Annotated in this window: 30 protein-coding genes; 10 read left to right on the top strand and 20 right to left on the bottom strand. The window is 32.5% G+C overall.

What is annotated here, in order from left to right:
• Positions 1-146: 146 nt before the first annotated feature.
• Positions 147-935, bottom strand: coding sequence for an SDR family NAD(P)-dependent oxidoreductase (locus ACX6U0_RS15200; RefSeq protein WP_464960732.1), 789 nt, complete (start codon positions 933-935; stop codon positions 147-149).
• A gap of 11 nt (positions 936-946) precedes the next feature.
• The gene (locus ACX6U0_RS15195; protein WP_464960731.1) at positions 947-1,927 is read right to left on the bottom strand and encodes an MBL fold metallo-hydrolase; all 981 of its coding nucleotides are present in this window, start codon (positions 1,925-1,927) and stop codon (positions 947-949) included.
• A gap of 522 nt (positions 1,928-2,449) precedes the next feature.
• Between ACX6U0_RS15195 and proC the strand changes: the two genes are divergently transcribed.
• Together proC and ACX6U0_RS15185 are read left to right on the top strand one after the other, a co-directional pair.
• Entirely contained in the window at positions 2,450-3,289 is an 840-nt protein-coding gene (gene proC / locus ACX6U0_RS15190; RefSeq protein WP_464960730.1) for a pyrroline-5-carboxylate reductase, read from the top strand.
• Between the two features lie 77 nt (positions 3,290-3,366).
• Positions 3,367-3,633: a hypothetical protein gene (locus ACX6U0_RS15185; RefSeq protein ID WP_464960729.1), complete on the top strand. Its 267-nt coding sequence runs from the start codon at positions 3,367-3,369 to the stop codon at positions 3,631-3,633.
• A gap of 273 nt (positions 3,634-3,906) precedes the next feature.
• Here the strand turns inward: ACX6U0_RS15185 and cbpA are convergent, their stop codons facing one another.
• The 6 genes from cbpA to rnz form a co-directional block, all read right to left on the bottom strand.
• Positions 3,907-4,563: a cyclic di-AMP binding protein CbpA gene (gene cbpA / locus ACX6U0_RS15180; protein ID WP_464960728.1), complete on the bottom strand. Its 657-nt coding sequence runs from the start codon at positions 4,561-4,563 to the stop codon at positions 3,907-3,909.
• Between the two features lie 366 nt (positions 4,564-4,929).
• Positions 4,930-5,301 carry a group I truncated hemoglobin gene (locus ACX6U0_RS15175; RefSeq protein WP_464960727.1) on the bottom strand — a complete coding sequence of 124 codons (372 nt, stop codon included), beginning with the start codon at positions 5,299-5,301 and terminating at the stop codon, positions 4,930-4,932.
• Between the two features lie 156 nt (positions 5,302-5,457).
• Positions 5,458-6,099: a PspA/IM30 family protein gene (locus ACX6U0_RS15170; RefSeq protein ID WP_464960726.1), complete on the bottom strand. Its 642-nt coding sequence runs from the start codon at positions 6,097-6,099 to the stop codon at positions 5,458-5,460.
• A gap of 14 nt (positions 6,100-6,113) precedes the next feature.
• The gene (locus ACX6U0_RS15165) at positions 6,114-6,443 is read right to left on the bottom strand and encodes a lmo0954 family membrane protein (RefSeq protein ID WP_464960725.1); all 330 of its coding nucleotides are present in this window, start codon (positions 6,441-6,443) and stop codon (positions 6,114-6,116) included.
• A 495-nt stretch (positions 6,444-6,938) separates the two neighbouring features.
• Positions 6,939-7,676: a polysaccharide deacetylase family protein gene (locus ACX6U0_RS15160; protein WP_464960724.1), complete on the bottom strand. Its 738-nt coding sequence runs from the start codon at positions 7,674-7,676 to the stop codon at positions 6,939-6,941.
• A 78-nt stretch (positions 7,677-7,754) separates the two neighbouring features.
• A complete protein-coding gene (rnz, locus tag ACX6U0_RS15155) occupies positions 7,755-8,678 on the bottom strand; it encodes a ribonuclease Z (RefSeq protein ID WP_464960723.1) in 924 nt (307 codons plus the stop codon).
• Between the two features lie 142 nt (positions 8,679-8,820).
• Between rnz and ACX6U0_RS15150 the strand changes: the two genes are divergently transcribed.
• The 3 genes from ACX6U0_RS15150 (at position 8,821) to ACX6U0_RS15140 (ending at position 11,117) form a co-directional block, all read left to right on the top strand.
• Positions 8,821-9,924, top strand: coding sequence for a BMP family lipoprotein (locus ACX6U0_RS15150; RefSeq protein WP_464960722.1), 1,104 nt, complete (start codon positions 8,821-8,823; stop codon positions 9,922-9,924).
• 93 nt (positions 9,925-10,017) lie between these two features.
• Positions 10,018-10,395, top strand: a complete 378-nt coding sequence (locus ACX6U0_RS15145; protein WP_464960721.1) for a hypothetical protein — start codon at positions 10,018-10,020, stop codon at positions 10,393-10,395.
• Between the two features lie 110 nt (positions 10,396-10,505).
• Complete coding sequence (locus ACX6U0_RS15140) at positions 10,506-11,117, top strand: DsbA family oxidoreductase (protein WP_464960720.1); 612 nt, start codon at positions 10,506-10,508, stop codon at positions 11,115-11,117.
• 30 nt (positions 11,118-11,147) lie between these two features.
• Here ACX6U0_RS15140 and ACX6U0_RS15135 read toward each other — a convergent pair whose 3' ends face one another.
• Entirely contained in the window at positions 11,148-11,315 is a 168-nt protein-coding gene (locus ACX6U0_RS15135) for a hypothetical protein (protein ID WP_464960719.1), read from the bottom strand.
• Between the two features lie 199 nt (positions 11,316-11,514).
• On the opposite strand from ACX6U0_RS15135, the gene ACX6U0_RS15130 reads away from it, so the two are divergent.
• Together ACX6U0_RS15130 and ACX6U0_RS15125 are read left to right on the top strand one after the other, a co-directional pair.
• Complete coding sequence (locus tag ACX6U0_RS15130; RefSeq protein WP_464960718.1) at positions 11,515-12,456, top strand: Gfo/Idh/MocA family protein; 942 nt, start codon at positions 11,515-11,517, stop codon at positions 12,454-12,456.
• A gap of 2 nt (positions 12,457-12,458) precedes the next feature.
• The gene (locus ACX6U0_RS15125) at positions 12,459-12,881 is read left to right on the top strand and encodes an NUDIX hydrolase (protein ID WP_464960717.1); all 423 of its coding nucleotides are present in this window, start codon (positions 12,459-12,461) and stop codon (positions 12,879-12,881) included.
• A gap of 61 nt (positions 12,882-12,942) precedes the next feature.
• On the opposite strand, the gene ACX6U0_RS15120 is transcribed toward ACX6U0_RS15125, so the two are convergent.
• On the bottom strand, positions 12,943-13,806 hold the full coding sequence (locus ACX6U0_RS15120; RefSeq protein ID WP_464960716.1) for an AraC family transcriptional regulator: 864 nt from the start codon (positions 13,804-13,806) through the stop codon (positions 12,943-12,945).
• A 185-nt stretch (positions 13,807-13,991) separates the two neighbouring features.
• On the bottom strand, positions 13,992-14,921 hold the full coding sequence (locus ACX6U0_RS15115) for a DMT family transporter (RefSeq protein WP_464960715.1): 930 nt from the start codon (positions 14,919-14,921) through the stop codon (positions 13,992-13,994).
• A 188-nt stretch (positions 14,922-15,109) separates the two neighbouring features.
• Between ACX6U0_RS15115 and ACX6U0_RS15110 the strand changes: the two genes are divergently transcribed.
• Positions 15,110-16,018 carry an NAD(P)/FAD-dependent oxidoreductase gene (locus tag ACX6U0_RS15110; RefSeq protein WP_464960714.1) on the top strand — a complete coding sequence of 303 codons (909 nt, stop codon included), beginning with the start codon at positions 15,110-15,112 and terminating at the stop codon, positions 16,016-16,018.
• Positions 16,019-16,022: 4 nt separating this feature from the next.
• On the opposite strand, the gene ACX6U0_RS15105 is transcribed toward ACX6U0_RS15110, so the two are convergent.
• The 4 genes from ACX6U0_RS15105 to ACX6U0_RS15090 form a co-directional block, all read right to left on the bottom strand.
• Positions 16,023-16,568 (bottom strand): GNAT family N-acetyltransferase, encoded by a 546-nt coding sequence (locus ACX6U0_RS15105; protein ID WP_464960713.1) that lies wholly within the window; start codon positions 16,566-16,568, stop codon positions 16,023-16,025.
• Between the two features lie 33 nt (positions 16,569-16,601).
• Positions 16,602-17,066, bottom strand: coding sequence for a GNAT family N-acetyltransferase (locus ACX6U0_RS15100; RefSeq protein WP_464960712.1), 465 nt, complete (start codon positions 17,064-17,066; stop codon positions 16,602-16,604).
• 118 nt (positions 17,067-17,184) lie between these two features.
• Complete coding sequence (locus ACX6U0_RS15095; protein ID WP_464960711.1) at positions 17,185-17,565, bottom strand: hypothetical protein; 381 nt, start codon at positions 17,563-17,565, stop codon at positions 17,185-17,187.
• A 272-nt stretch (positions 17,566-17,837) separates the two neighbouring features.
• A complete protein-coding gene (locus ACX6U0_RS15090; protein WP_464960710.1) occupies positions 17,838-18,602 on the bottom strand; it encodes a MerR family transcriptional regulator in 765 nt (254 codons plus the stop codon).
• Positions 18,603-18,762: 160 nt separating this feature from the next.
• Between ACX6U0_RS15090 and ACX6U0_RS15085 the strand changes: the two genes are divergently transcribed.
• Positions 18,763-19,545: a M15 family metallopeptidase gene (locus ACX6U0_RS15085; RefSeq protein WP_464960709.1), complete on the top strand. Its 783-nt coding sequence runs from the start codon at positions 18,763-18,765 to the stop codon at positions 19,543-19,545.
• A 25-nt stretch (positions 19,546-19,570) separates the two neighbouring features.
• On the opposite strand, the gene ACX6U0_RS15080 is transcribed toward ACX6U0_RS15085, so the two are convergent.
• Positions 19,571-20,071, bottom strand: a complete 501-nt coding sequence (locus tag ACX6U0_RS15080; RefSeq protein WP_464960708.1) for a hypothetical protein — start codon at positions 20,069-20,071, stop codon at positions 19,571-19,573.
• 270 nt (positions 20,072-20,341) lie between these two features.
• On the opposite strand from ACX6U0_RS15080, the gene ACX6U0_RS15075 reads away from it, so the two are divergent.
• Positions 20,342-20,743 carry an SET domain-containing protein gene (locus tag ACX6U0_RS15075; RefSeq protein WP_464960707.1) on the top strand — a complete coding sequence of 134 codons (402 nt, stop codon included), beginning with the start codon at positions 20,342-20,344 and terminating at the stop codon, positions 20,741-20,743.
• Positions 20,744-20,987: 244 nt separating this feature from the next.
• Here the strand turns inward: ACX6U0_RS15075 and ACX6U0_RS15070 are convergent, their stop codons facing one another.
• From ACX6U0_RS15070 to ACX6U0_RS15055, 4 genes are all read right to left on the bottom strand, one after another.
• Complete coding sequence (locus ACX6U0_RS15070) at positions 20,988-21,515, bottom strand: chromate transporter (protein ID WP_464960882.1); 528 nt, start codon at positions 21,513-21,515, stop codon at positions 20,988-20,990.
• 2 nt (positions 21,516-21,517) lie between these two features.
• Positions 21,518-22,090 (bottom strand): chromate transporter, encoded by a 573-nt coding sequence (locus ACX6U0_RS15065; RefSeq protein WP_464960706.1) that lies wholly within the window; start codon positions 22,088-22,090, stop codon positions 21,518-21,520.
• A gap of 20 nt (positions 22,091-22,110) precedes the next feature.
• The gene (gene ggt, locus ACX6U0_RS15060; protein ID WP_464960705.1) at positions 22,111-23,727 is read right to left on the bottom strand and encodes a gamma-glutamyltransferase; all 1,617 of its coding nucleotides are present in this window, start codon (positions 23,725-23,727) and stop codon (positions 22,111-22,113) included.
• Positions 23,728-23,867: 140 nt separating this feature from the next.
• The gene (locus ACX6U0_RS15055) at positions 23,868-25,109 is read right to left on the bottom strand and encodes a DNA polymerase IV (RefSeq protein WP_464960704.1); all 1,242 of its coding nucleotides are present in this window, start codon (positions 25,107-25,109) and stop codon (positions 23,868-23,870) included.
• Positions 25,110-25,653 lie beyond the last annotated feature (544 nt).

The following is a 25,653-nucleotide window of genomic DNA, read 5'->3' as shown; positions in this document are numbered from 1 at the left end:
CTTATTACTATATATAGTTGAGCGTGTAAAAAGTTAGACTAGAAAAAGAAAATACGCTCACTTAAAGGAAAGCATAGACAATCATTTTTTAATGGAACAAAAAAATAGCCTAGAGACTAGACTCTAAGCTATTTTTGTTTTATATATTATTTTTTATTTCCAAACTTCATCATGACTCGATGACTTATTTTCGGGAATAGGGAGTAAATCTTTGCACCAATTCCCATCCATGAAGGTAAATCAACATCATGTATATCATGACCAATTAAAGAGATAACCTTTGATGCAACTTTTTCAGGGTCTAGCATCATTTTCCGAACAGATTTTGCATAAGAACCTGATTCGTCGGCGATTTCAAAAAATGGTGTATCCATTGGTCCAGGATTAACATTGGTGATGAAGATCCCATCTTTTTCAACTTCCTGACGTAAAGCATTACTAAACCCAAGAACTGCATGTTTCGAACCAGCATAAGCAGCTGCTTTAGATGTAGCCACTTTACCTGCTAAAGATGCAATATTGATAATATGTCCCTTACCTTTTAGCTTCATTGAAGAAAGGGCCAGCTTAGAGCAGCACATTACGCCAAAGACATTCACTTCAAACATTTGCTTCATATCTTGGAGTGACATCTGTTCAACAGTTTGAAAAAGACCATATCCGGCATTATTTATTAAAACATCAATTCCGTCAAACTGATCTTCAATTTGATGGAATGCATCATATACTAGGTTTTCATCTGTCACATCTACGACAAAATAATGACATTTAACGGGATACATTTCTTCTAGCTTTGTCTTTAAATTTTTCAGTTCTTCTTCTCTTCTTGCAATCAGAACAACATTTGCACCTTCTTTTGCTGCAGAAAATGCTAAGTCTTTACCTAGACCACTAGATGCTCCTGTAATAACGATTGTTTGGTTCCTTAACCTCAAACATTTCCACCTCAATTACTGACTGAATGCTCATTCGCTTTATAAACAAGTATACCATCATTTCTTTCATCTAAACGAATATATCCTAGATTCTCTAAATAATCTAGTTGACCAATCGTTTCAGATAAAGTGAGTGATAGCTGTTTTTCATAAATTTTTGGAAATAACATCTGACATACTTCAAAAGCTGTTAATGGTTGCTTCCTGATCATTTCTAATACTTTTTCTGCTCTAGCTCTTTGTTTTTCTAATCTGATCTCGACTAAACCTTTTACATCAGTAACTGGCTCGCCATGTCCTGTATACAATTTCGTAATCGGTAACTCAGCTATTCTTTGTAAAGAATGATTATACTGAATTAAAGGCTTTGGTCGTTCAAGTTCACCTTCTAATGGTGGTTCAAGTAATGGATTTGATGACACCTTATCGAGTAATAAATCACCACCAAATGCAATCCCATCATCTTCACTAAATAATGCAATATGTGAAGTTGCATGTCCTGGTGTATAAAGTACTTTGACATTAAATAAACTTTCTAGCTGATCGCCTTCACTAATTACATCAGTTAATGAACGTTTGCATGAGTAAGGGATTTTTTTAATCGAACGAGGCATTTTTTTTACAAATAGATCTGGAACACCATATTTTCTTGCGTTATCAATAAAATATTCGTTGTAGTAGTCTAAAAAAGTTTGTTCTTGTGTAAGATATGGTCTATTTCGTTCATGCCCTAAAATCTTTACATCCTCTTTAAATACTTCAAGAAGTCCTGAATGATCTGGATGATGATGTGTTAAGATGACTTGTTCAATATCACTTAAATCGTAACCAATTGACTTTACACCACTTTTTAATGCTTCTAAAGTTTCAGGTGTATTTGTTCCGGTATCAATTAAAGTTAATAAATCACCTTCTACTAAAAAAACATTTACTGTTTTCATCGCATACGGAACCGGAAGGGTAATACTGTGGATTTTATTAGTAGGAATCATGTAATGCCTCCTTATGTGAATCTATATAAATATATTCTAATATACAAAAGATGAATGACAAACTAAGAATTTACCTATTTAACTATTAACTATTAACTATACTCCATTTTAATCAACTTATCTAAAATAATAAATCATCTTTCACAAAATTAATTATATCTTTTCCCTTAAAGGTAAGGTTATTGGAAAATGATATCGATTTTTAATACCTATATACATAACTTTTTATGCGTGAGGAAAGCCAGCATTTAGGGCATATGCATTTGTATGAGTTAGAACGCGTCTCTTTCGTCTCGCCTTTTTAAGTTTTATTAACTTTTTTATAGATTGTTATGTTTCAAAAGTAAACGTCTTTCATTTCAATAAACAAATAGAATAAAGATTTAATTAAATTATCATTAAAAAACATTAACATCGCTTAAAAAACAAATAAAATTAATTTTTTAGACGTTGTCAACAAGGAATATACAAATCATTTCTCTAATATAAATATCTATTACAATATAGGTGAGGTGAAATGTAATGTTTCTTGGAAAAGTTGCGTTTATCGGTGCAGGTAGTATTGCAGAAGCATTAATAGTTGGATTGCTAGATAGTGGCTATCTTGAAAGTGATCAAATTGCCATTACAAATAAAGAGGATCTTGAGCGTCTTGATAGTTTACATACCAAGTATGGCGTATTAGCTACTTCTAACAGACAGCTTGCGATTACAGGTGCAAGCGTTGTGTTTTTAGCTATGAAGCCAAAGGATGTCGGAGCAGCACTTGAACAATGTAAGGATTTAATCAATGAGAAACAACTTATCATTTCATTAGTTGCAGGTGTCTCAATTAATACGATAAGACAATTACTAGGTAAAGAATCGATAAATATTGTAAGAGCCATGCCTACAACATCCTCATTAGTTCGAAAATCAGCTACTGCTATTTCATATAGTGAAGACCTGCCATTTGAAAAAGCGCAAATCGCAAAACGATTATTTGAACGTGTAGGAATTGTAGCAAAAGTTGAGGAAAACGAATTACACGCAATGACAGGATTATTTGGTAGCGGACCTGCCTATATATATTTTGTAGTTGAACAATTTGAAAGAGCAGCGATGTCACTTGGTATCCACCGAGATATTGCAAAACCATTTATTCAGCAAACATTACTTGGTTCAATTTCAATGCTACAAGAAACAAATAAATCGCCACTGACCTTAAGAAAAAAAGTTACTAGTCCAAACGGAACAACTGAAGCAGGTGTCTCTGTATTAGAAGACCGCGAAGTCGCTTCATCATTTTTAAATTGTTTTATTGAAGCAACTGTTCGTTCAAGAGAAATACAAGAGGAATATGAAAAAATATTAAAAATTTAATAAGCTTGTCATGACTCTGCTCTTTAGGTAATAGAATGATACAGGTAACTGTACGTTGTCCTAAGGAGGAGAGTTTAATGATGAAATTAACAAACAACAGGGTATTACGGGCTAGTATTAAACGTATTCTCATCACAATTGCATTAATCGTTACACTTATCATTCTAATAGGGTTTATCACAATTAGTTATGTTGTTGGGAATTCAATGGTAGAACCAAAAACCAACTCTAAAACCTATTCCCAATTTGACACAACTCTCCTGGTCATCAAAAAGGACTTCATTACTAAGTTAGATTCAATTAACCAATCTATTAATGCATTTCTAAATAAGAATGACCACTAGATGTGGTCATTTTGCTTTGTTGAAATATAAACTTTCTATAAAAAGTAATATTAGTTTGATTTCCACTACAGGATGCTCTTTTTTTAGGGGCGAGACCTGAGCCTCCTCAAAAAAAGTAGGCGACGTCCTGTCGTAACGCACTAATAATTGCGTAATATGGTTTCATTTTTAAAATGAACTTTCACTCAATAAAAAATAGTTTTAATCATTAATTAATCAAAAATGAAAGATAAAAAAGCAAGGTAATAAATACCTTGCTCCAAATCATATGTGTTAACTTTTAACGGATACTTCCTCATGAATAATATGAAACTCTTTTTTAAGAATGGCTTCTTTTAACTTTTTGTAGTGTTCTTCACTAATTGTTGGAGGAATTGTTATTAAAATTCTTCTATATACTGAATCACTATCTAAAGTAATACAGCTTTTTACATTTGCATATTTGTTTACAATATTTGCTAATCTAGATAAAGCACCAACATGCTCCATTGTACTAACAGTTAATGAATAACCACCATCTTTTAGTCCCCATGCTTCCTCTAATAGTTCAAATACAGTTTTATGTGTTAAGATACCAACAAACTCGTTTAAATCATTTACTACAGCTAAATATGGAAATCTTTTAATTGTAAAGAATACTTTAAAGAAAGGTGAATCCTCAGAAATCGGATCACATTCTTTTCGCACAAAATCATTTACCGTTTTTCCATGTAAAGAGTCATTTTCTACTAAATACTCAGCTAAATCTACTCTATATAGGTTACCAACATATTGCTTATCATCTTCACTTAGTACTGGAATACAACGATAGTTTGTTTTCTTTAGTAGTTCCCACGCAAATTGTGCCTCTGTTGACACCATACAATGTACTACTTCATGTTTTTTTACGATATTTCCTTTAATTCTCACTTTATCCCTACTTTCGTTCATTTACTTACTCATATTGTTTTATATTTTTTACAAAGAAACTTCTTTAACATTTAAAGAATCTACGATCCTCAAGTCAAATAGAATCCTTGTTTCCTAATACATTCGCTCTTTTTGTCAAAGTACCTCTAACTTCAGATACGAGTTAGCAAATATTTATTAAAATGACATTAGAGTATACACAACATGTTAATTATATTGACTTAATAAGGATTTCATTCCATGAAAATATTACTTATTCTATTTTATCATGTAAATTATTTTCCATTCCTAAGAGAATTGACTTTTTTATGAATTTATTAATATGAGAACTAAAAAAAATCACTTATAAAAAGTGATTTCTCTGTACGGAAATAGTAAAAACTTACACTATTTATATAAAATATCGTCTTTCAATGAGGCAACTTTTGTGATAGCCTGATCAATATCACTTTCACTTACTCCAAAGTGCGCTAATGCATCCTGTAAATGTTTTGCGATTGCATTAAAATGCTCAGGTTGGAGATTCATGCCCTCGTGTGCCTTGGCCATAGATTTCCCCGAATATTGATTAGGGCCACCTAATGCAAAGCTTAAAAACTTCGCTTGATGCTTTCTTTGTTTTTCCATATCAGTATGCTCAAAAAAATGACTTACTGTTTTGTCTTTTAGTACTAATTCAGAGTAAAAGTAATCAACTACTTTCGAAATAGCATCTTCTTCACCAAATTTTTCATATAGTGTCTGTCCCAAAAGAATCATTCCTTACATTTTAAGATAGATTTATTGTCCCCTGATTGTAATTAACTATTCAATGATTCTTATATTCTCAATCAATACTTCCTAGGGTCAAAATTGCTTAGAAAAACAATCTATATGCACAAAAAAGAGAAGAGATTTACTCTCTTCCCTTTTCTATTAAGCTTCTTGTTTAAAAGTATTTTTTAAATCCTTTTTTAATTGTTCAATTTTATAATCAAATGTTTGAAGGTCAAATTCTGAACGAACACGAAGCTCTAAATCACGAATTTGCTTTTCAAAATAGTTGAAATCAATTGATGGCATTTTACTGTTTAGTAAGTGGTGAGTTTCATTGATTTTCTTTGTTGCGTGCGCCATATTTTGACGAGACATTAAATCAAACTTTTTTGTATGAAGCTCTTTTAACTTTTTTTCAATTTGATCAACTTGCTCATGCATAAAGTTAATTTCTTCTTCTGTTTTAGTAATTAGTGCAGCAAATTTTTCTGCTTGCTCTTTATAAAAAGCAAGGTCCTCATTTGCACGCTTCGTTAAGTCTTCTACACCAGCTTCAGTAGCTACTTGTAATTGTTCTTCACGTTTTGTTACCATTTGAAGCGCACTTTCGCGTTCTACCTGGAATTTCGTACGTAGTGAGTAGTGTCTTTCTAGTAAACCTCTTACTTTACTTAATTCGTTTTCTGATTGTTTGATAAAATAATTTAATTGAGAAATTGGATTTTTATGCTCTTTTTCATCTAAAATTCCGTGTAAGTCTGCAGAGATTTGATCTTTAATACGAGTAAATAAGTTTTTCATGTTCAACACTCCTCTTATTTTAATGGTTTAAAGTTTTCATCATAAATGTTAAATTCATCTTCTTTAAAGCTTTTTTGGTTTTTATAATCCTTATATAGGTAATAAAGTAACACAGCCGCTGCTACTCCTATTAATGAAGGAAGACCACTTATTGCAATCGATAATCCGATTAAACCAATAATCGCCCAAACTATTTTCATAAAGATTGAATCTGTTTTCATAAACTTTTTAAAACTGTAATACGTAATCAGTAACCCAAGTCCTAATGCAATTAATCCACCTAAATTCGCTAAAGCAACACTAATTAATATTAGTACGAGGATAAACATTAAAAATTTTTTCATGCCCTCGTTCGCCTCCTTTCAACTTATACTCCTATCTTATACAAGTTTTTGCGTATGAATAATGGCCTGAGGAATGGTTTTATATCAGACTTAAGAAGTAGAAGAGCTGTTTTTTACTTATAAATAGACAATTGTTAGGCTCACTTCTACTCATAATTGTTTTAAATGCCTACGCAAACATCTACCTCTTCCAATTTTTAAAAGTATATTTAAAATCACACAAAAGCTCATGAATCTGAAACTATAATGACAAAAGAAGATTACATCGGAGGGGTCGAGACTCCTGTTGGAAAAGCGGTAAGGCTATAGTCCCCGCAGGGAAAGTAAGGTAGGCATGCTAAAACCACGACTACCTCTTTAAACGCAGGCAAGGTCCACTTTCTATGGACCCGAGTTGTAATCAACTATCGCATACTTAAAATCAACAATAGTTTCAAAATAATAAACAAAAAACCAGTACATTTTAGAATCATCTAAAATGTACTGGTTTTTACATTAAAATTTTGGAAGTTTAACTCCTGCCTTTAATTCCAACAATTGTGATACCGTTACAAATTGATATCCTTGTTTTTGTAAAGCAGGCAAAATTTGCTTTAGGGCGTCAATCGTTTGTGTTCGATCGCCACCATGATCATGAAATAAAACGATATCACCTTTTCTCGTATCTTTTAACACATTCGAAACAATTTTATATACACCTGGATTAGACCAATCAAATGTATCTTGATGCCAAGACCACATTACTGTTAAATAGCCAAGCTCATGTACTGCGTTGATTGAACGTTCACTGTAATATCCAAATGGTGGTCTGAATAAAACAGGTTCCACGTGTGTAGCATTAATGATTGCTTGATGTGTTTTTTCAAGCTGATTTCTAATTTGTTCGTCAGATAAGTATTGAAGCCTGGCATGACTAAATGTGTGATTCGCCACTTCATGTCCTTCTTCAATCTCTCTAAGTGCAACCTCTGGATATCTAGTAACTCTCTCACCAATTAAAAAAAAGGTTGCCTTTGCATTATACTTTTTCAATAAATCTAATACTTGTGGTGTGTATAAATCATTTGGGCCATCATCGAAAGTAATTGCAACCACTTTTTCTTTAACAGGCACTTCCCAAATCGCAGTACCTTGCTTCTCATAATAATATCGATTTTTACTTGCAGCACTTACATTACTTGAAATACTTAGTAAAATTACACAAAATAAAAGGATAACTTTTAACAGTTTCAAAGCCCCGACCTTCCCTTTACACATAATAACTATATCATGTCACTAAAGTGGTCTTTTATGCGTTTTATACAATCATATTTAAACTCGGGTTATATCAAATTCATCAAAATCATTTGCTATAAAAGTGTTTTCAAAAATCGAACGTGCCTCATGTAATAATGTATTTGATAATTCACCTTGGTATCTAGCACTAATATGTGTTAAAAACAAAGTATGAATTTTTTCTTCTTTTGCAACGGTCGCTACTTGTGTGCTTGTACTATGAAAATAGTCGAAAGCATGCTTTGTTTCTTCATCGGCAAATGTAGATTCATGTACAACTACATCCATCCCTCTTGCAAGTAACTGACTTTTTTCTGTCATACGTGTATCACCTGCAATCGCAACTTTTCGTCCTTTTTTAGAAGAACCGATAAAATCATTTCCATTAAGGACTCTACCATCTTCTAGTGATACAGTTCTGCCTTCTTTTAAAAGTTTATAAATCGGACCCGGCTGTATGCCTTGTTTTTTCAATTCAGAAACATTTAATTCTCCTGGTAAATCCTTTTCTATTATCTGATAACCAAATGACTGAACCCCATGCTCAAGTTCAATTGCATTGACTAAAAATGTATCATCCTCAAAAATGATTCCTTCTATTATTTCCTTAAATTGAATTGGATATTTTAAATATGTACCACTTATTCTAAAGCTAGTTTCAACATACTCTTTAATTCCTTTAGGTCCATAAATCGTTAATAAATCTTCTCCACCTAAAAAAGTTCTGCTACTCAATAAACCGGGTAATCCAAAAATATGATCACCATGAAGATGAGTGATGAATATTTTCTCAATTCTTCTTGGGCGAATATTCGTATGTAATATTTGATGCTGAGTCGCTTCACCACAATCAATCAACCACGTAGTTCCTCTTTCTTCAAGTAGCTGTAATGCGATACTCGTTACATTTCGTCCTTTTGATGGCATTCCTGCTCCAGTTCCTAAAAATACAAGCTTCACGCTCATGCCTCCATCTAAATCATTTCTACTAGTTACAGTACCATTTGTTACCTGAAAATGCCAACACTTTAAAGAATGATTTATACATAAATTGGGAAATTTACACAATAGAGTTTTAAATATAAATTCATGGAGGATTCCAATGGAAAAAAAGTTTTTCCAACTAGTTTCATTTACTACGATCGCCAGTCTTATCTTCGTAGGCTGTAGTAATCAAAATAATAATGTTAAAGAGTTGAATAAAAATAAGGATGTAAAGATAGGAATCGTCACAAATAAAACTGGTATAAAAGACCATTCATTGAATCAAGCAGTTTGGGAGGCAATTGAGAAAACGAGTAAAAAACACGGTTGGAAGGAGAATAAGAACTTCAAGAATTTAAATGCAAAGTCAGAGGACGATTATCAAAAGCATTTAAAGAAATTTGCAAAAGAAGATTATGACCTCATATTTGCTGTAGGTTATCCATTTAAAGAACCGCTTAAAAAGGTAATCAGTAAAGATGAAAAAAATGATTATGTATTAATAGATGCAATCGTTGAAAAGCCAAATGTAGTCAGTATTACATTTCATGAGGAACAATCCTCCTTTTTGGCAGGAATCGTTGCAGCGATGTCAACTAAGTCTATGAAAGTTGGATTTATAGGAGGGTCTAAAGGAAAACTGATTGAAAAGTTTGAGTACGGTTTTAAAGCAGGAGTAAAGTCGATTGACCCAAAAATAAAGGTTATTTCAAAATATGCAAAAGCATTTGATCAACCAGAACAAGGGACGAAATTAGCTTCAACAATTTACTCTGCAGGTGCAGATGTTATATATCAAGCAGCTGGCGTGACTGGATTAGGCGTATTTTCAGAAGCGAAAAAGTTGAAGAAAAATGGTCAAAAAGTTTGGGTTATTGGTGTAGATCGTGACCAGTATAAAGAGGGGTTACCAGAAAACGTAACACTTACATCGGCAATAAAGGATGTAGATAAAGCAATTGATGAAGTAATCACAAAAACCCTTAAAGGTAACTTTCAAGGTGGAAGAATTTTAAGATTTAGCATAAAAGATCATAGCGTCCGATTATCAGATGAGGATAAAAATTTAAATAAAGATATAAAAGAGCAAATTTCTTTATATGAAGATAATATAAAATCAGGTAAAATTGTCGTTCCCACTACTAAAGAAGAATTCGACAAATTCTCACCGGTTAAACCGGAAAAAGAAGCAACTAAGAAAAAAATAAAAGTTATTAAATAATAAAATACTTCGATTATTAAAAACTCTTTGTCCAAAAACCTTGTCATTGTGCATATAGTATATTACCAGCAAATAAAGGTAAGGTGTTATACAATGACATTACATGATTTTTTCTTATTACTTTACTGTTTCATTATATTTCTTTCTGTACCAATTGGTTATCGTTATGTGTCTACAAAAACAAGGAAAACCGGTGAATTCTTACCTTATTTAGTTAGTTCGCTAGCATTCGTTTTAGCTGATGGTATAATCTCTATCTTAATTTGGATTGTTTTGACCTCATCAATGGACACTTTTATGTATTTAGGTGGTCTACTGACTGGCATGATTTTTACATCATTATGCGGATTTTTACTATTAATTGTCCTACTTTTAAGACGTAGTGCTTTCCTAGAAGATTACGAAGAGCTTTCAAACAATAAAGAACCAATGAATGAAGATCCCATTGACCATTCAATTATGAAGAAATAGAGTCATTTGCACTCTATTTCTTTTTTGTTTGCTATTTAAGTACATATAAATTGTGATTTTCAAACAATTATGTTTATACTTTCATTAATAGATTTAGGAGGTTTATGATAGTGAAAGTTACCGTTTATTCTGATTATGTATGTCCTTTTTGTTATTTAGGGAAACACCCTTTAGAAGAAGCACTGAAAGAAGTCGAAAATGTTGAGGTAGAATGGAAACCGTTCCAATTACGCCCTGAAGGATCAGAGCCATTAAGTCCTAATAGTTCATATATTCAACAAGGATGGAAGTTTGGCGTTCAACCACTTGCTGAAAAATTAGGAGTCGAAATGATTTTACCAACAATGGATCCACATCCTTCTACTAAAAAAGCTCATCGTGGCTTCCTTTTTGCAAATGAGCGTGGTAAAGGCTCTGAATATGCACAAGCTGTATTAGCTGAATTTTGGACAAAAGGAAAAGAAATCGGCGATGAAAACGTATTAGCTGATATAGCTGAGAATCTTGGACTTAATCGCTCTCTATTTATTGAAGCTGTTTCAAGTACATCTTATGATCAATCAATTCAAAATCCATCATTTATCAATGCTGTACCTTCTTTTATTATCGGGGACACTGTTTTACAAGGTGTGCAAAGTAAAGAAGCATTTATTAAAGCATTAAATAACCAAAAACAAGTTGAACAGTCTTCATTAAGCTGTGATATTGATGGGAACTGCTAGAGGTGTATTTTCTACACCTCTTTTTTATTTTCACTTGAAGCAACTTTGTCTCACTTGATTCCAGTCAATTTCGTATGGATTCCCGCTTATGCACTTTCTCGTCTCACCATTCATCATTTCTTGTTTTTTTAATGATGCTGACAGAAAAAAGAAATAACCATGGCCACTACCGTCATAATAGTAAGGTTTTATTTCCATTGACTCACCTCCAGTACTTTTTCACTATTCTTATTCGCCCTCCTAAAGAACTATCCCTTTTTGTTTTCTGAATTTTCTAATACTTTTGTCACAATAATAAAAAAATCATTCATTTTATTGAATTCAAATCTCACCTTTAATAAATGCATTTTTCTTACTATAATGAAAATAAATCCATTTTTGAAAGGTGTTTTTACTTATGATTAAAGTTGGTATTATTGGTCTTGGAGCAATCGGTCAACGATTAATCCCTTTATTTTTAAACAATCCAGAAATAAAAATCGTTGCGATTTGTGATACGCTTGAAGAAAGATTACAGGAAATTGCTAATCAGCTTGACACAGTTCATAAGTATACGAATCACAAAGAGATGCTTGCAGATTCTGAATTAGATTTAGTTTACGTTACTGTTCCTCCAAAATATCACCATACTGTCGTTTCTGATGTGATTGATAAGGGTATTAACGTTTTATGTGAGAAACCGTTAGCAAACTCTACTGAAGAAGCACTTAGTCTTTATCATCAAGCCAAAGAAAAAGGAATTCTTCATGCAATGAATTTCCCATTAAACTACAGCCCAGGAAGTAAAACATTCGCAGCTCTTATTAAAGATGGATATGTAGGAAAATTAAGAAGAATCGAATTAAAAATGCATTTTCCAAATTGGCCAAGACCTTGGCAACAAAATGAATGGGTAGCAACAAAGGAACAAGGTGGATATGTTCTAGAAGTAGGCGTACATTATATTCAACAAATTCAAAAGATTTTTGGAGATATGAAAGTAATACATAAAAGTATACAGTACCCAGACGATCCTAAAGCATCAGAGATTGGAATAATCGCAAGCTTAGAATTAAGTGACAAAACCCCAATTTTAATGAATGGACTAAGTCAAATTGCAGGAACTGAAGAAATCAAATTTACTGCATATGGAACTGAAGGTACATTATCTTTAGTAAACTGGGCGGATGTTGAAGGTGCTAAAATCGGTGATCCAATTCAAAAGATTGAAATAGATCAATCTTTAAATGATTCATTAATTACGAATCTTGTAAAAGCGCTAAAAGGTGAAGAAGCAGTCATTATTGACTTTGCTAAAGGGTATGAAGCACAAGTTGTATTAGAAGCTTTAAGAGGCTAAAAATGACACAAGTAAATTTTCACGAATTAGATGAAATAGCTGAAAAGGAACTGTCTTTCGCAGTCATAATGGCAAGATTTAATGAGAAATGGATTTTTGTAAAACATAAAAATAGATCTACATGGGAAATCCCTGGAGGAAAACGAGAAAAACATGAATCAATCATTGAAGCAGCCAAAAGAGAATTAAGTGAAGAAACTGGTGCAATAAAGTTTCACATTAAATCCCTTTGTATTTACTCTGTCAGTGTTCATCAAACTCAAACATTTGGACAGTTATTCTTTGCCGAAGTTGATCATATAGGCAAATTGCCTAATTTAGAAATAGCTGAAATTGAATTCTTTGATGAAATTCCAAAGAATCTAACTTATCCCCTTATTCAACCTTTTCTAGCAAAGAAAGTAGAATACTTACTAAAAAATTGAAGGTAATCTAGATAAATAAAAAATAGTGCAGCCCAAATTGGTTGCACTATTTTTAACTTATTTATTTAACTGGAATCCATATTTCAGAATAATAATCTTCACTGAATGGATTGCCTTCTGGATACATTTCAAATTCTGGAATTCCTGCGTGTTCATAGCCACTACCTGGAAACCACTCAGAAAAAATTTGTTTCCATGCCTTCTGCATCGCGTGAGGCATTGCACCGTTTACAGCAAAGACAGCCCATTTAGAAGCTGGAATTTCATGATGCTGGAAACGCTCTGGTGCGTTACCTTCATATTCAGTAGCTACCCAATAATCAAGAAGATTTTTTTCTTTTTGGTTTTGATCCATTGTACAGACACCTAAAACCCCTTTTATCTGACCATTGTTTAACTCATATAATTGGTCACTCGTACCGTTAGCATTCACTTCTACCCATAATTTTGGAATCTCTTGTTGCTGCTGATCATTTAAACATGAAAATTCTTTTTTTACACCAATAATTTGAAAACGCCCTTTTTCTACAATATTAAATTGCACTGGTTCTGCTCCCTTCAAACTCACCTGTATGACTAGGCGGTTATATGATTTTAAATTGCCGATAAATTTTCTTGCTTCGCTTGGTGTAACACCATGTTGTTTGCGAAATGCTTTTGTAAAAGCTTCAGGAGAGTCATAACCATACCTTAAGGCAATATCAATGATTTTATTGTCAGTAGTTGTCAGTTCTTTTGCAGCTAATGTTAATCTTCTTCTTCGTATATATTCTGCAACATTTATATCAGTCAAGATTGAAAATGTCCGTTGAAAATGAAAAACAGACGAATTCGCATGTCTAGATATCTCTTCAATCGATAAATCTTCAAGTAAATGTTCCTCTATAAAATCAATCGCCTTTTGTAATGATTCAACCCAAGCCATGTGACTCACTCCCTTACATACATGCTATCAATTTATTTACATGCCATCCTGTCTTTTTATGCTTTCATTTGACAGGTCTCTCGATTATTCTTTCTATTCTATTAAAAATCTCTTCTTCATTTTTCTTGAATGTAACGTAACAAGTGAAGAGCCTACATCATCCTGCTTTTCTATTCATTCACAAACTATGACAAAGATTCACCTTTATTTTTTGCAACTGATAAAATCACTATCGTAAATATAATGCACAATGATCCGATCCAATCAACTACCCCAAATTCTACCTTGAGCCAAATAACAGATAGAACGGCTGCTGATAATGGTTCAACACTTGCTAGTAAACTAGTTTCTGAAGCAGTGATATATTTTAGGCTTTCTAAATAACAATAAAATGCAATTAAAGTACCAAAAATAACAATAAAAATGACTGCAAAATATGAACTAATTGACCAATGTCCCACAAATTCCCAAGGAGGATTTATGAAGCTAAAACTTATGCCCCCAATTAACATTCCCCAGCCAACAATCATTGTCGATCCCCATTTTTTTAGTAGGTTTTGAGGTTGTAAGGTATAAAATGCTAATGCAAATGCAGAGCCAAGTCCCCAAAATAGTGCCCAACCAGTAATAGACAGTTCATTTATATTTCCATGAGTTACTAAAAGAAATGTACCTACAAGTGCTAAAGCGACTGCAAGTAACTCTTTATATGTAGGGATTTTTTTAAAGCGAATGGCTACATAACAAGTAATCATAACCGGAGCTAAATATTGCAATATAGTAGCAGTAGCTGCATTTGAGCTATTAATTGCAGCAAAGTATGTATATTGTACAGCTAGCATTCCTAATATACTAAATAAAAGTAAACTCGAAATATCATTTTTATTTTTCCAAATATCTAAGATTTTCTTTTTTTCTTTAAATCTAGCAAAGATTAATAAAATGACTCCTGAAATCAGTAACCGAATTACGACCAACCACTCAGGACTAAATCCGTTTCTTTGAAATAAGTATTGTGCAACTGTTCCAGATACTCCCCATAAAACCGCTGCAGTTAGGACAAGAAATATCCCTCTTGATCTTGAATAAGATAATGCTATTTTGTCAGAACTCATATAATCTCCCCTCAAACGAATGGCTAAGTTGAATGTAATAGAAGAATCGTAACACACTTTAAATATTCAGAAAATAAAAATCGTATAAAATGGCATAATGAATTTATCATTTTTTGATTAGAATTTTTCGTAATGGAAAAATTGAACAGTATAAGAAAGTGAAATTCGTATTTAGGAGAAATATAATAATGAAGGAAACTTATGAATGCATCATAATTGGAGGCGGTTTTGCAGGATTACAAGCTTCTATTCAACTTGGACGATATAAACGCAAAACTCTTGTGATTGACTCGAACTATGGACGCTCCACATACTGTAAAAGCTACCGTAATATTTTAGGCTGGCCAAATGGTATTAGTGGATTACAATTAAGAGAACTAGGGAAAAAGCAAGCAACTGAATATGGCATCTCATTTTTAGAAGATAAAGTTATTAACGTGGTTAAAAATAATACAAATTTTGAAATAATGACGGAAAATGGGCTAACCTTCTTTGCAAAGACAATTTTACTAGCAACGGGCCTACTAGATCGAATACCAGATATTAAACATATTTTTGATTGTCTTGGCACCACAATTTATGTTTGCCCTGACTGTGACGGATATGAAATCTCGGATCGGTCTGTATTAGTTTTAGGAGCAGGTATTGCAGGTGCTAACATGGCATTAGAAATAAAATATTGGACGAGTAAAATTACTTATATTAATCATGATGGCGAAGAAATAGATAAAGAAGTCATAAATGAGCTTTCGCAAAAAGGTATTACTTATCAAAAAGAAAAAATTATAGAAGTCGTCAAAGACGAAGATTCAAATTTTAAAGGTATTACTCTACAAAATGGTGAGTTTCTATTAGCAGAACGAGCTTTTATAGGTTTCGGTGGAAACGAAATCAATAATGAACTTGCTAAACAACTCGGTGTAGAGTTGTTAAATAATAAACATGTCATTGTAAATCCTAGAACAAAAGAAACTAATATCTCAAACGTATGGTCAGCTGGTGATCTTGTAGCACATTCCCAACAAGTCACCATTGCCATGGGTGAAGGTACTCAAGCAGCTGTATGGATTCATAAGCGTCTATTAGAATCTAAATGATTCTTTATAAAGTAATTTCTAGTTGAATATCTAAAGGCTCTTTATCATAAATTTTTTGATTTATCTCAAAAGCGTACGTACAACCAACCGACTGATAAAAATGTTGCGATTCAATTGATGGGTGTGCTGCTATATATAATTTCTTAGCACCCATCTGCTTTGCTTTTTCACAGCATAAATGAAACAATTTCTTACCAATTCCATTTTGTCTAAACTCATTAGAAACATGAATATATGGTAATTCTAAGTATTGGTTACTACTACCGAAAAATAGATTTTCAATATTAGCAAAACCTACTACTTCACCTTGATGAATAGCACTGATCACTGCCCCTCCTAATGTTAAACAATTTTGTAGAGACTGAATCACTTGTTCCTTCTTTCCATCAGTCCATTCCTCCACAAAATATTCTTCCTTTATGTTGTATTGTTGGCCATCCTTATACCAAACTTTATTTGTAACTTGATACCGATTAAAAGTCTTTAAAAATTGCAAATCCAATTCGTGTAATGATAGAAAACGATATTGTATTTTGATTTGATTTTCCATCTTCTCTCCTCATTTTGTTATGAAACATTTCCTTTAAATTGATTTTGCCATAATAATATTTGTAATTTCATATCCAATTTTCTCATAGAGCAAACGAGCAATTTTGTTATGACCAAATACATGTAATTCCATTCGATTCATTCCTAATTCTTTTGCTTTGTTATCTATTTCTTGCATTGCCTCTTTCCCATATCCATTACCTTGAAATTCATCAAAAATGACAAAATCATAAATATATCCTTCAGTTTTTCTTTGAAGTGAAGCTTGTCCTAACCAGATTACACCGACTTTCTGGTTATTTTTAAAAATTGAATAAATATAATGATTTTCAGTTTTTTCACCATTAGGCAATAAATACGTGAATTCTTTTTCAGCTCGTTCCAAAGCTTCCTCTTCAGTCCAATTACTTGAAGCAACTTTCTCCTTCGCATAACCAATGATTGCTTGCTTAAAATATTCATCGAAATCGATTTCATTTATTAGGTTTAACGTCAACATTATCCGACCCTCCTCATATTTTAAAGAGCAACTGTTCATATATTCTTTAGTTCAACAAAAAGACACTACTTCCTTTTACAGAAATAGTGCTTTATGAAAGAATTTCATACAATAGTATTTATAAGTGAGGAATTAGCAAAGTTAACATGCTTAAAAAAGACAAAACAAAGGCTAATACTGGAATAATAATTCTAATTGCAACTGAAGGAAAATCAAATCTAAAGTATGTATCAACTACACATAAATAGCTTCCTATATAAATTAGTCCAGCTAAAATACATCTGTAAATTTCATTATTGGTCAATGATTTTAAAGGCTGATGTAACAATTTTTGATCTAAATAGATATGTACTAATTCAAACATTGAAAATAGCAAAAAGTACAAAATAAATGCTTTTAAATATGTGAGCGATTTATTGTTCTCTTGTTCTTGATTAGTATGTCTTTTAAAAAAATGCTTTCTATGTCTTTCTTTTCTCGGAATAAAATGTTCATCCATTGGAGTACTTCCTTAATTAAAAATTTAAATTTATACTTTTATTTTACCTAAAAATACTTCTATTTAAAATATTTCAATATTATTTCCATTATATTTCTAAAATATAGTAAAAGATAAAACCAAATTTAACACCTCCAGCATATTTATTCTTAAAAAGTCTATTTACAGTTTGATCTTATCCAAATTATACCAAAGTTTAATTTTTCAATTGAACTTTTAGTTATAAACAATAAAAAAGGATGTGGCGTACAAAAGTACACCACACCCTTTTTTTATTTTTTTGCTCCAGTGTAAATATGAATTGCATCTCTTAAAAATTCTGCAGTACCAGGCTGGACTTTATCGTAGTAAGCTGTAAATCGTTCATCATCTACATACATTTGAGCAAGTCCTGCATGCGCTTCTTTACTGTATTGATTCCAGTAGAATGATAACCATTTTTTATGCAAATCCACTGCTTTTTGAGCTAAATCCCCTGCCGGATTCCCTGTTTTAAACGCTTCTGCTAATGTTACTTCTAACTCTTTAGAAAGTCTCGTTACTTCTTCATGTTGCTCTTGTGTCATATTTAATATTTTTTCATTTGATTTATTAACAGCTTCGTCTCCGTATTTTTCACGTACCTCTTTACCGTATTTTTTTTCATTTTCATCTATTAAATTTTGTTTAAACCCTTCAAATTTCTCTTGATCTGACATCGTTATTCTCCCTTCGTTGGATGCAATCGATTTTTCTACATTTTCGATTAATGCATCTAATTGTTTTCTCTTGTCAAGAAGTCGTTCACGATGTTCAATAAGCGCTTTGGCACCATCAAATGAAGGTGAACTAACTATTTCTTTTATATTCTCTAAACTAATCCCTAGCTCTCTATAAAACAATATTTGCTGGAGTCGATCAACTTCTGTTTGACCATATATTCGATATCCTGATGAATTAATTCTTGCCGGCTTAAGAATTCCAATTTCATCATAATATCTTAGAGTTCTAGTGCTAATTCCTGCTAATTTTCCAAGCTTTTGAACTGTATATTCCATGTGTTTATACCTCCTGACAACTTAACTTTACACCTTTACGCAACGTTAAAGTCAATTGATTTATCAAACATTTTTTCAAATTTTCATCATATTTTTGCATGCTAATAAAGATTGAACGTCAAAATAAAAGAAAAAATATCAATTGGAGGAATTAATATTCATGAGATATCTCCTCACATGTATCGTTATGATTACACTTTTATATGTTAGCTCATGTACAAAAGATAAACCAAATTCTCATTTACAGAATGAAAGCCAAAACCAAAAAAATCATGATAACCAGTATTCTTCAAACAAGGATATACAAAAGATTGAGAAAATGAATGTATCGAACAAAACGAATGCTGTAAAAACTGTTGCTCAACCAGCCTCCATTAATGTACTAATAAATAAAAAATACTTTTTACCTAAAAACTATGTACCGAAAGATTTGGTTTATCCAAAAGTTTCTTTTATTTTTAAGGAAAAAATTGAAAAACGTAAAATGAGAAAAGAGGCTGCAGTAGCTTTAAGTAAACTTTTTGCAGGAGCAAAAAAAGATAAAATTTATTTAGGCGGTGTTTCTGCCTATCGTTCCTATGTAACACAAAAAGCAGTTTTTAATCGATATGTAAAAGAGGATGGTTATGAAAATGCTAGAAAGTATAGTGCATTACCAGGCTCAAGTGAACATCAAACTGGTTTAGCGATTGATGTTAGTAGTAGTAGCGGTAAATGTGCAGCTCAAAGTTGTTTCGCTAATACGAAAGAAGCAAAGTGGCTTCAATCAAAAAGTACAAATTATGGATTTATCATTCGTTATCCAAAAGGGAAAGAATCCATAACAGGTTATAAATACGAACCTTGGCATATACGTTATGTTGGCGTTTCACTAGCAAAGCAAATGAAAAAACGTAACATTACACTAGAGGAATATTACAATGTTTATCCAGTTTCAAAATAAAAAAAATCCCCAACTGTGGGGATTTTTATTTACCTACAAAAACTTGCATGCCATTGTCTCCATTATATTGTCCGCCTCCTGGGGCAGTCACATAACAAATAATCAATTTAAATGTTTTTTTAGATGGGATATTTTCCTTAAAAGTTAATAGGAACGAATTATTATTTCCTTGTACTTTCGTAATTTTCACTTTATCATCTGTTAATGAATTTTTAGGATATACAGTATCATTTTTACCAATAGATGCAATTCCAGATGGTTTTATATCTCCACTTTGTATCCAATAATTCGAAGCCTTTGTTCCAGCATTCAAATCAGCAGGTCGGTCAAATGTAACTAATAATTGATTTGTTGATACTTGAAATAATTCCGACAACATAGGAACCTGTCTTTTCAATTGGTTGCTTACAATCGTACTTGCTTCTTCACCCTCACTAACAACTTCTGCTTTCACATCGTTTTGAGAAGGAATTTTTATTGAAATCATTAATAATGCAGTTACAATTAAAATTATTAATTTCTTCATCACATACCTCCATCATAAATTCTTTAAACACAGTATAGACTTTGATAAAATGCAAAAATTTATTCATAGAATTTTATGTATGTTCACAAATACAAATAATTAGATACCCCTACGCCTACAGAACGGGAGCATCCTGGAATTGTCATCAACTAACTCATTGTTAAATGTCAGTTTGCTACATTCAAATATTAGATAATAAAATTGCATTCTCAAGCAATTAATGGCAAACTAATGATAAATACTTCAAAGAGAGATGAATAGGTGTAAATAATGATAGAAATCAAAACTTCCACACTAAGCGACGGAGAATTTAACCGTGGCGTCTTTGCTACTCGTGATATTGCTAAAGGTGAATTATTACATGAAGCTCCAGTAATAGCTTATCCGAATGATCAGCACGAACATATTGAGAAAACATTACTTGCAGATTATGCATTCGAATATGGAATGAATCATTCTTGTATTTTATTAGGTTACGGAATGTTATTTAACCATTCCTATGATGCAAATGCAGATTACGAAATCAATTTTGATAATCATACTTTCGAATTTTATGCTTATAAAGATATAAAAAATGGCGAAGAAATATTAATTAATTACAATGGAGATATGGATAACACAGATCCACTATGGTGGGATAAAGATTATAAAGGTGATGATGAAACCAATTAATTCTTAGAATTAATTGGTTTTTTTTATAAAAATTAAGCTTCGGTAATGTACTTTTACGAACTGCTCTTCTACTTTTGATTCAATTTCCTTTTTAATTTAATAAAATAGTTATGTAAACTAAAAAACGAATCAAACTACCTGTCTAAAAGCAATTAACTTATACTAAACATCAATTCTCATAGAAACCTTTTTTTAAACATTCATTTTTAACAAAATAAAAAAAACCAAAATCAATGATTTTGGTCTATAAATTAATCGCACCATATGCTAATGCAGCAAATACAATAATGGCTGGATGTATTTTTAGTTTTTCCATTAACATAAATGTACATAATGCTATAAAGATTACTTGTAAAATTCCAATCTCCTGAATTGATTCTGAAAATGACTCATAAGTGAGTAGGCCAAGTAAAACGACAATTATAGGTTTAACATAAGATGTCATTCTCTTTACTCGAATTGATTTACGATTTTTATAAAGAATGCTCATCAATAAAATCATTAAAAAAAGTGATGGTATCACTGTAGCAGTTATAGACACAACCGTTCCTATTGGCCCTGCAACTTTATAGCCAATATATCCAGCCATTTTGGTTGCAATTGGACCTGGTAAAGAATTCCCCATAGCAAATGCTTCTTGAAATTCTTGTGAAGTAAGCCAGTGATGCCGATTAACAACATCATTTTTAATTAATGGAATCGTAGCTGGCCCACCACCATAACCAAGTAAATTAGTCATAAGAAAAGAAAGAAATAGCTTCCAATAAATAATCATTATGTCTCCCCTTTGTCTGTTTTACTAGTTGAGGAGCTTGTTTTAACTGGTTGAAAAACAGCAAATAATAGTAAACAAGCGATAATGATTCCAGGATGTATATGTAAAAATTGAATAAGAATCAATCCAATAATTAAATGAATAATAATCGTTGGTGTTTTTAGTCCACTTTTTGAACTCTTGTAAAATTGCCATGTTAATACGCCAAGCATGACACCGACAACAGGTACAATTGATTCCTTCATCCCATTTACCCATTTAATATCTTTGAAAGATGTTAAGGTTGTAAGTAGCAAAATCATTAATAAAATCGTAGGTAATATAGTTGCTAGAACTGCGTTAATCATCCCTAAAATACCACCTATTCGATAACCAATATAACCTGATAGTTTCGTATTAATTGGTCCCGGAAGCATGTTTCCAATCGCTAATACATCTGAAAACTCTTCATCCTTCATCCATTTATATGTTTCAACGACTTCTTTATAAATAAGTGGAATAGTTGATGGTCCACCACCATAGCCAAGAATACTACTACGAAAAAAAGCAACAAATATATCTTTTTGTTTCATCTAATCTAGTCCACTTCCTTTTACCAACTTGCAATATTTCCATCAGTTCTAGATTCCGTACCACCCATTAACACGCCAGTTTCGTTGTTTCTCCAAATGATCTGTCCACGTCCAAAACTGCCTGTATCTTTTGCAATTTTAATCTCATGACCTTTTTCTATTAACTGTTTAACAATCTCAGTCGGGAAATTTGGTTCAACTTCTATTGTTTTCCCCTCTATCCATTGCCATCTTGGTGCATCTAATGCCTCTTGTGGATTTAAATGAAAATCAATGCTATTCATAATTACTTGTACATGGCCTTGTGGTTGCATATATCCACCCATTACACCGAATGGTCCGATTGCATTATTATTCTTTGTTAAAAATCCAGGAATAATCGTATGATATGTCTTTTTCCCACCATGAAGTGCATTTGCATCTAGTTCATTTAGACTGAAGTCGTGGCCCCTATTTTGAAGCGCAATACCAGTTCCAGGTACAACAATACCAGATCCAAATCCCATATAATTACTTTGGATAAATGAAACCATATTCCCCTCACCATCAGCAGTGGCTAAATACACCGTACCTCCGCTTGCTGGCTTCCCTGCTGATGGGAGATTTGCAGATTCATTTATTTCAGAATACCGCGCTTTTCCATATTGTTCACTTAACAAATCATCTATTTTTACATTCATAAAATTTAGATCAGTGATATATTCTTTTCCACAAGAGAAAGCTAATTTCATCGCTTCTAATTGTTTATGATATGTAGATATTGATTCCTTTTCGGTAAACTGTTCATTTTTTAATATATTAAGTGCCATTAATGCAACGATTCCTTGTCCACTAGGCGGAATTTCCCACACATCATAACCTCTATATTGAATGCTGATTGGATCCACCCATTTAGGTTTAAATGCCATTAAATCTGACTTCGCTAAAAAACCTCCATACTCTTTACTTGAAGCAACAATTTTATCAGCAATTTCTCCACTATAAAATGAAGCTCCATTTGTATTTGCAATACTTTCTAATGTATCGGCATGATCTTGTGATGACCACATCTCCCCTACTTCAGGAGCACGTCCATTCGGGGCAAATGTTTCAAACCATGCTTCAAATTCTAAAGAGGTACATTCTTTTTTATATATTTCAAAAGCTCTTTTCCAAAACTTTCCTAAAGTTGGAGAAACAGGATAACCATTTCTTGCATATTGAATTGCAGGCTTTAAAACTTCTTTCAAAGATAAATTTCCAAAGCGTTTTGAGAGCTCAGCCCAACCTGCAGGAGCACCAGGCACAGTTACTGGGATCCAACCAAATTTAGGCATTTTATCGTATCCTAATTCCTTTACCTTTTCAATTGATATATCTTTTGGTGCAGGTCCGCTCGAATCTAAACCATACAGCTGGTCCTTCATCCATACTAACGCGAAATTATCTCCACCAATTCCATTTGAAGTTGGCTCTACTACTGTTAAACACGCTGCCGTAGCAATTGCGGCATCAACAGCATTTCCTCCCATTTTTAATATATCTAAACCAGCCTGTGCTGCTAATGGTTGTGAAGTAGCTACCATTCCATTTCTTGCGTAAACAACATTACGATTTGAAGGGTAGATTTGACTCATACTATTTATTTTTGATATCATGCCGTTTCCTCCATGTTACTTGAAATGTATGTATTACTATGTATACTACAAAAAAATGAATTCTTATTTATACATTCGACAATATTTATCAAAACCCTACCCATTACAAAAAAGGATCTTTTAAAAAGATCCTTTTTTAACTATTCCGTTGACTTTAAAATATCCAATATATTATTTCGATCAATTTTCTTCTTTTTTTGCCTTCCAAGCCCAATGACTTGTTCACCATATTTACTTTGTAATTTATGAAGTGTTTCAATTAGCGGCTCCTGTCTTGCATCTTTTTCATAGGAGAAAATATCTAGTTGTTTCGAAATCTCATCAACTGGATTTAATTGTGACATCGTTACCCCGATTAATCGTAAAGGTTCACCATTCCAATTTTTTTTCCAAAGATCCATTGCTTCCTTAAAGATTTCAGATCCATCTTGAATGGGTGAGATTAATTTTTTACTTCTATTAATTGTTTTACGATCTCTGAATCGAAGAGTGATTGTTAAAGTATCTGCTATTAATCCCTTTTTCTTTAATTTCTCACCCACTCTAATTGAAAGACTTTCAAATTTCTCAGCAATCGTTGGTTCTTCTATTATATCAGTTGAAAATGTTGTTGAATGTCCAATTGTTTTAAACGAAAGCATACGACTTGGATCGACTTCACGCTCATCAATTCCATTTGCTTTATTTCTTAAAGAAATTCCATTAATCCCAAGTAACACATGTATTTGCTCTTCATTAGATTTCGCTAAATCTTCTATCGTAAAAATCCCGATTGAATGTAATTTTTCTTCCGTTTTTAATCCAACTCCATGCATTTCTCCTACTTTTTTTGGCCATAAAATAGAAGGTACATCTCTTTTACGAAGAACTGTAATGCCAAGTGGCTTTTTCATATCAGAAGCGGTTTTCGCAAGAAATTTATTTGGAGCAATACCGATACTACAAGGTAGATCCAACTCTTGTAGTAGCATCTTCTGAATTGATTCAGCAATTTGAATCGGATGTCCAAGACTATCCTCACAATCTGTAATATCGATATAGCCTTCATCAATTGAAGCTACTTCTACTTTCGGACTAATTGAACCAAGTTTTTCAAATATTTGTCTTGAAACTTTTCGATATAATTCATGATTTGGGGTTTTCACAATCATTTCAGGGCATTTTTTCCTAGCTTCCCATAATGGCATTGTTGCTCTAATTCCAAAAGCACGTGCCTCATAACTTGCTGTAACGATAATCCCTCTTCGTTCCTTTTCATTACCTGCGACTACAACTGGTTTCCCTTTTAAAGAATGATCATTTGCAATTTCCACAGAGGCAAAAAAAGAGTTCATATCAACATGTAAAATAACCTTTCCACTCTTAGGGGCCCAAGAATTCATTGCTACACCTCCAATACAATATATCTACTCATTATCCTACCACATTAAGGAAAAGAGATTAAATATAGTGAATTCATCACAAACAACTAATATGGTTCAATATCAATTTCTAGAAAAAATGTATTTGTGTATGGCAAGCATGCATACTAAAGTGGAATTTAACATTCTTTTTAATTAGAGAAATTATATAGGATTGTGTTTTTATTATAAGTGGTGATTTATTCCCTAAGAAAAGATTGCTTGTATTTTCAAGAAATATATGGAACGTAAGGATGCTTGACTCCTATGGGAGCTACGTGACAACTGAGACCCCACAGTATGTGGGTCATGCGAGCGTTTCGACAGGACGTCGTGTTTTTAGCATGCCTACCTTTTGGAGGAGGCTCAGCACCCGCCCCATGGAAAGCGAGCATCCTAAAGTGGAATTTCACACTCTTCTTTTATCAGAGGATTTATTTTGTATTATTTAGAAGTTGAATGAACCCTTAGATAAGATTGTTTGTATTCTCAAGAAAATAAATGGAACGTAAGGATGCTTGACTCC

It is taken from the genome of Gottfriedia sp. ABJ_BB2_2, from assembly GCF_055484705.1.
This window is presented reverse-complemented; position numbering and strand designations above follow the sequence as displayed.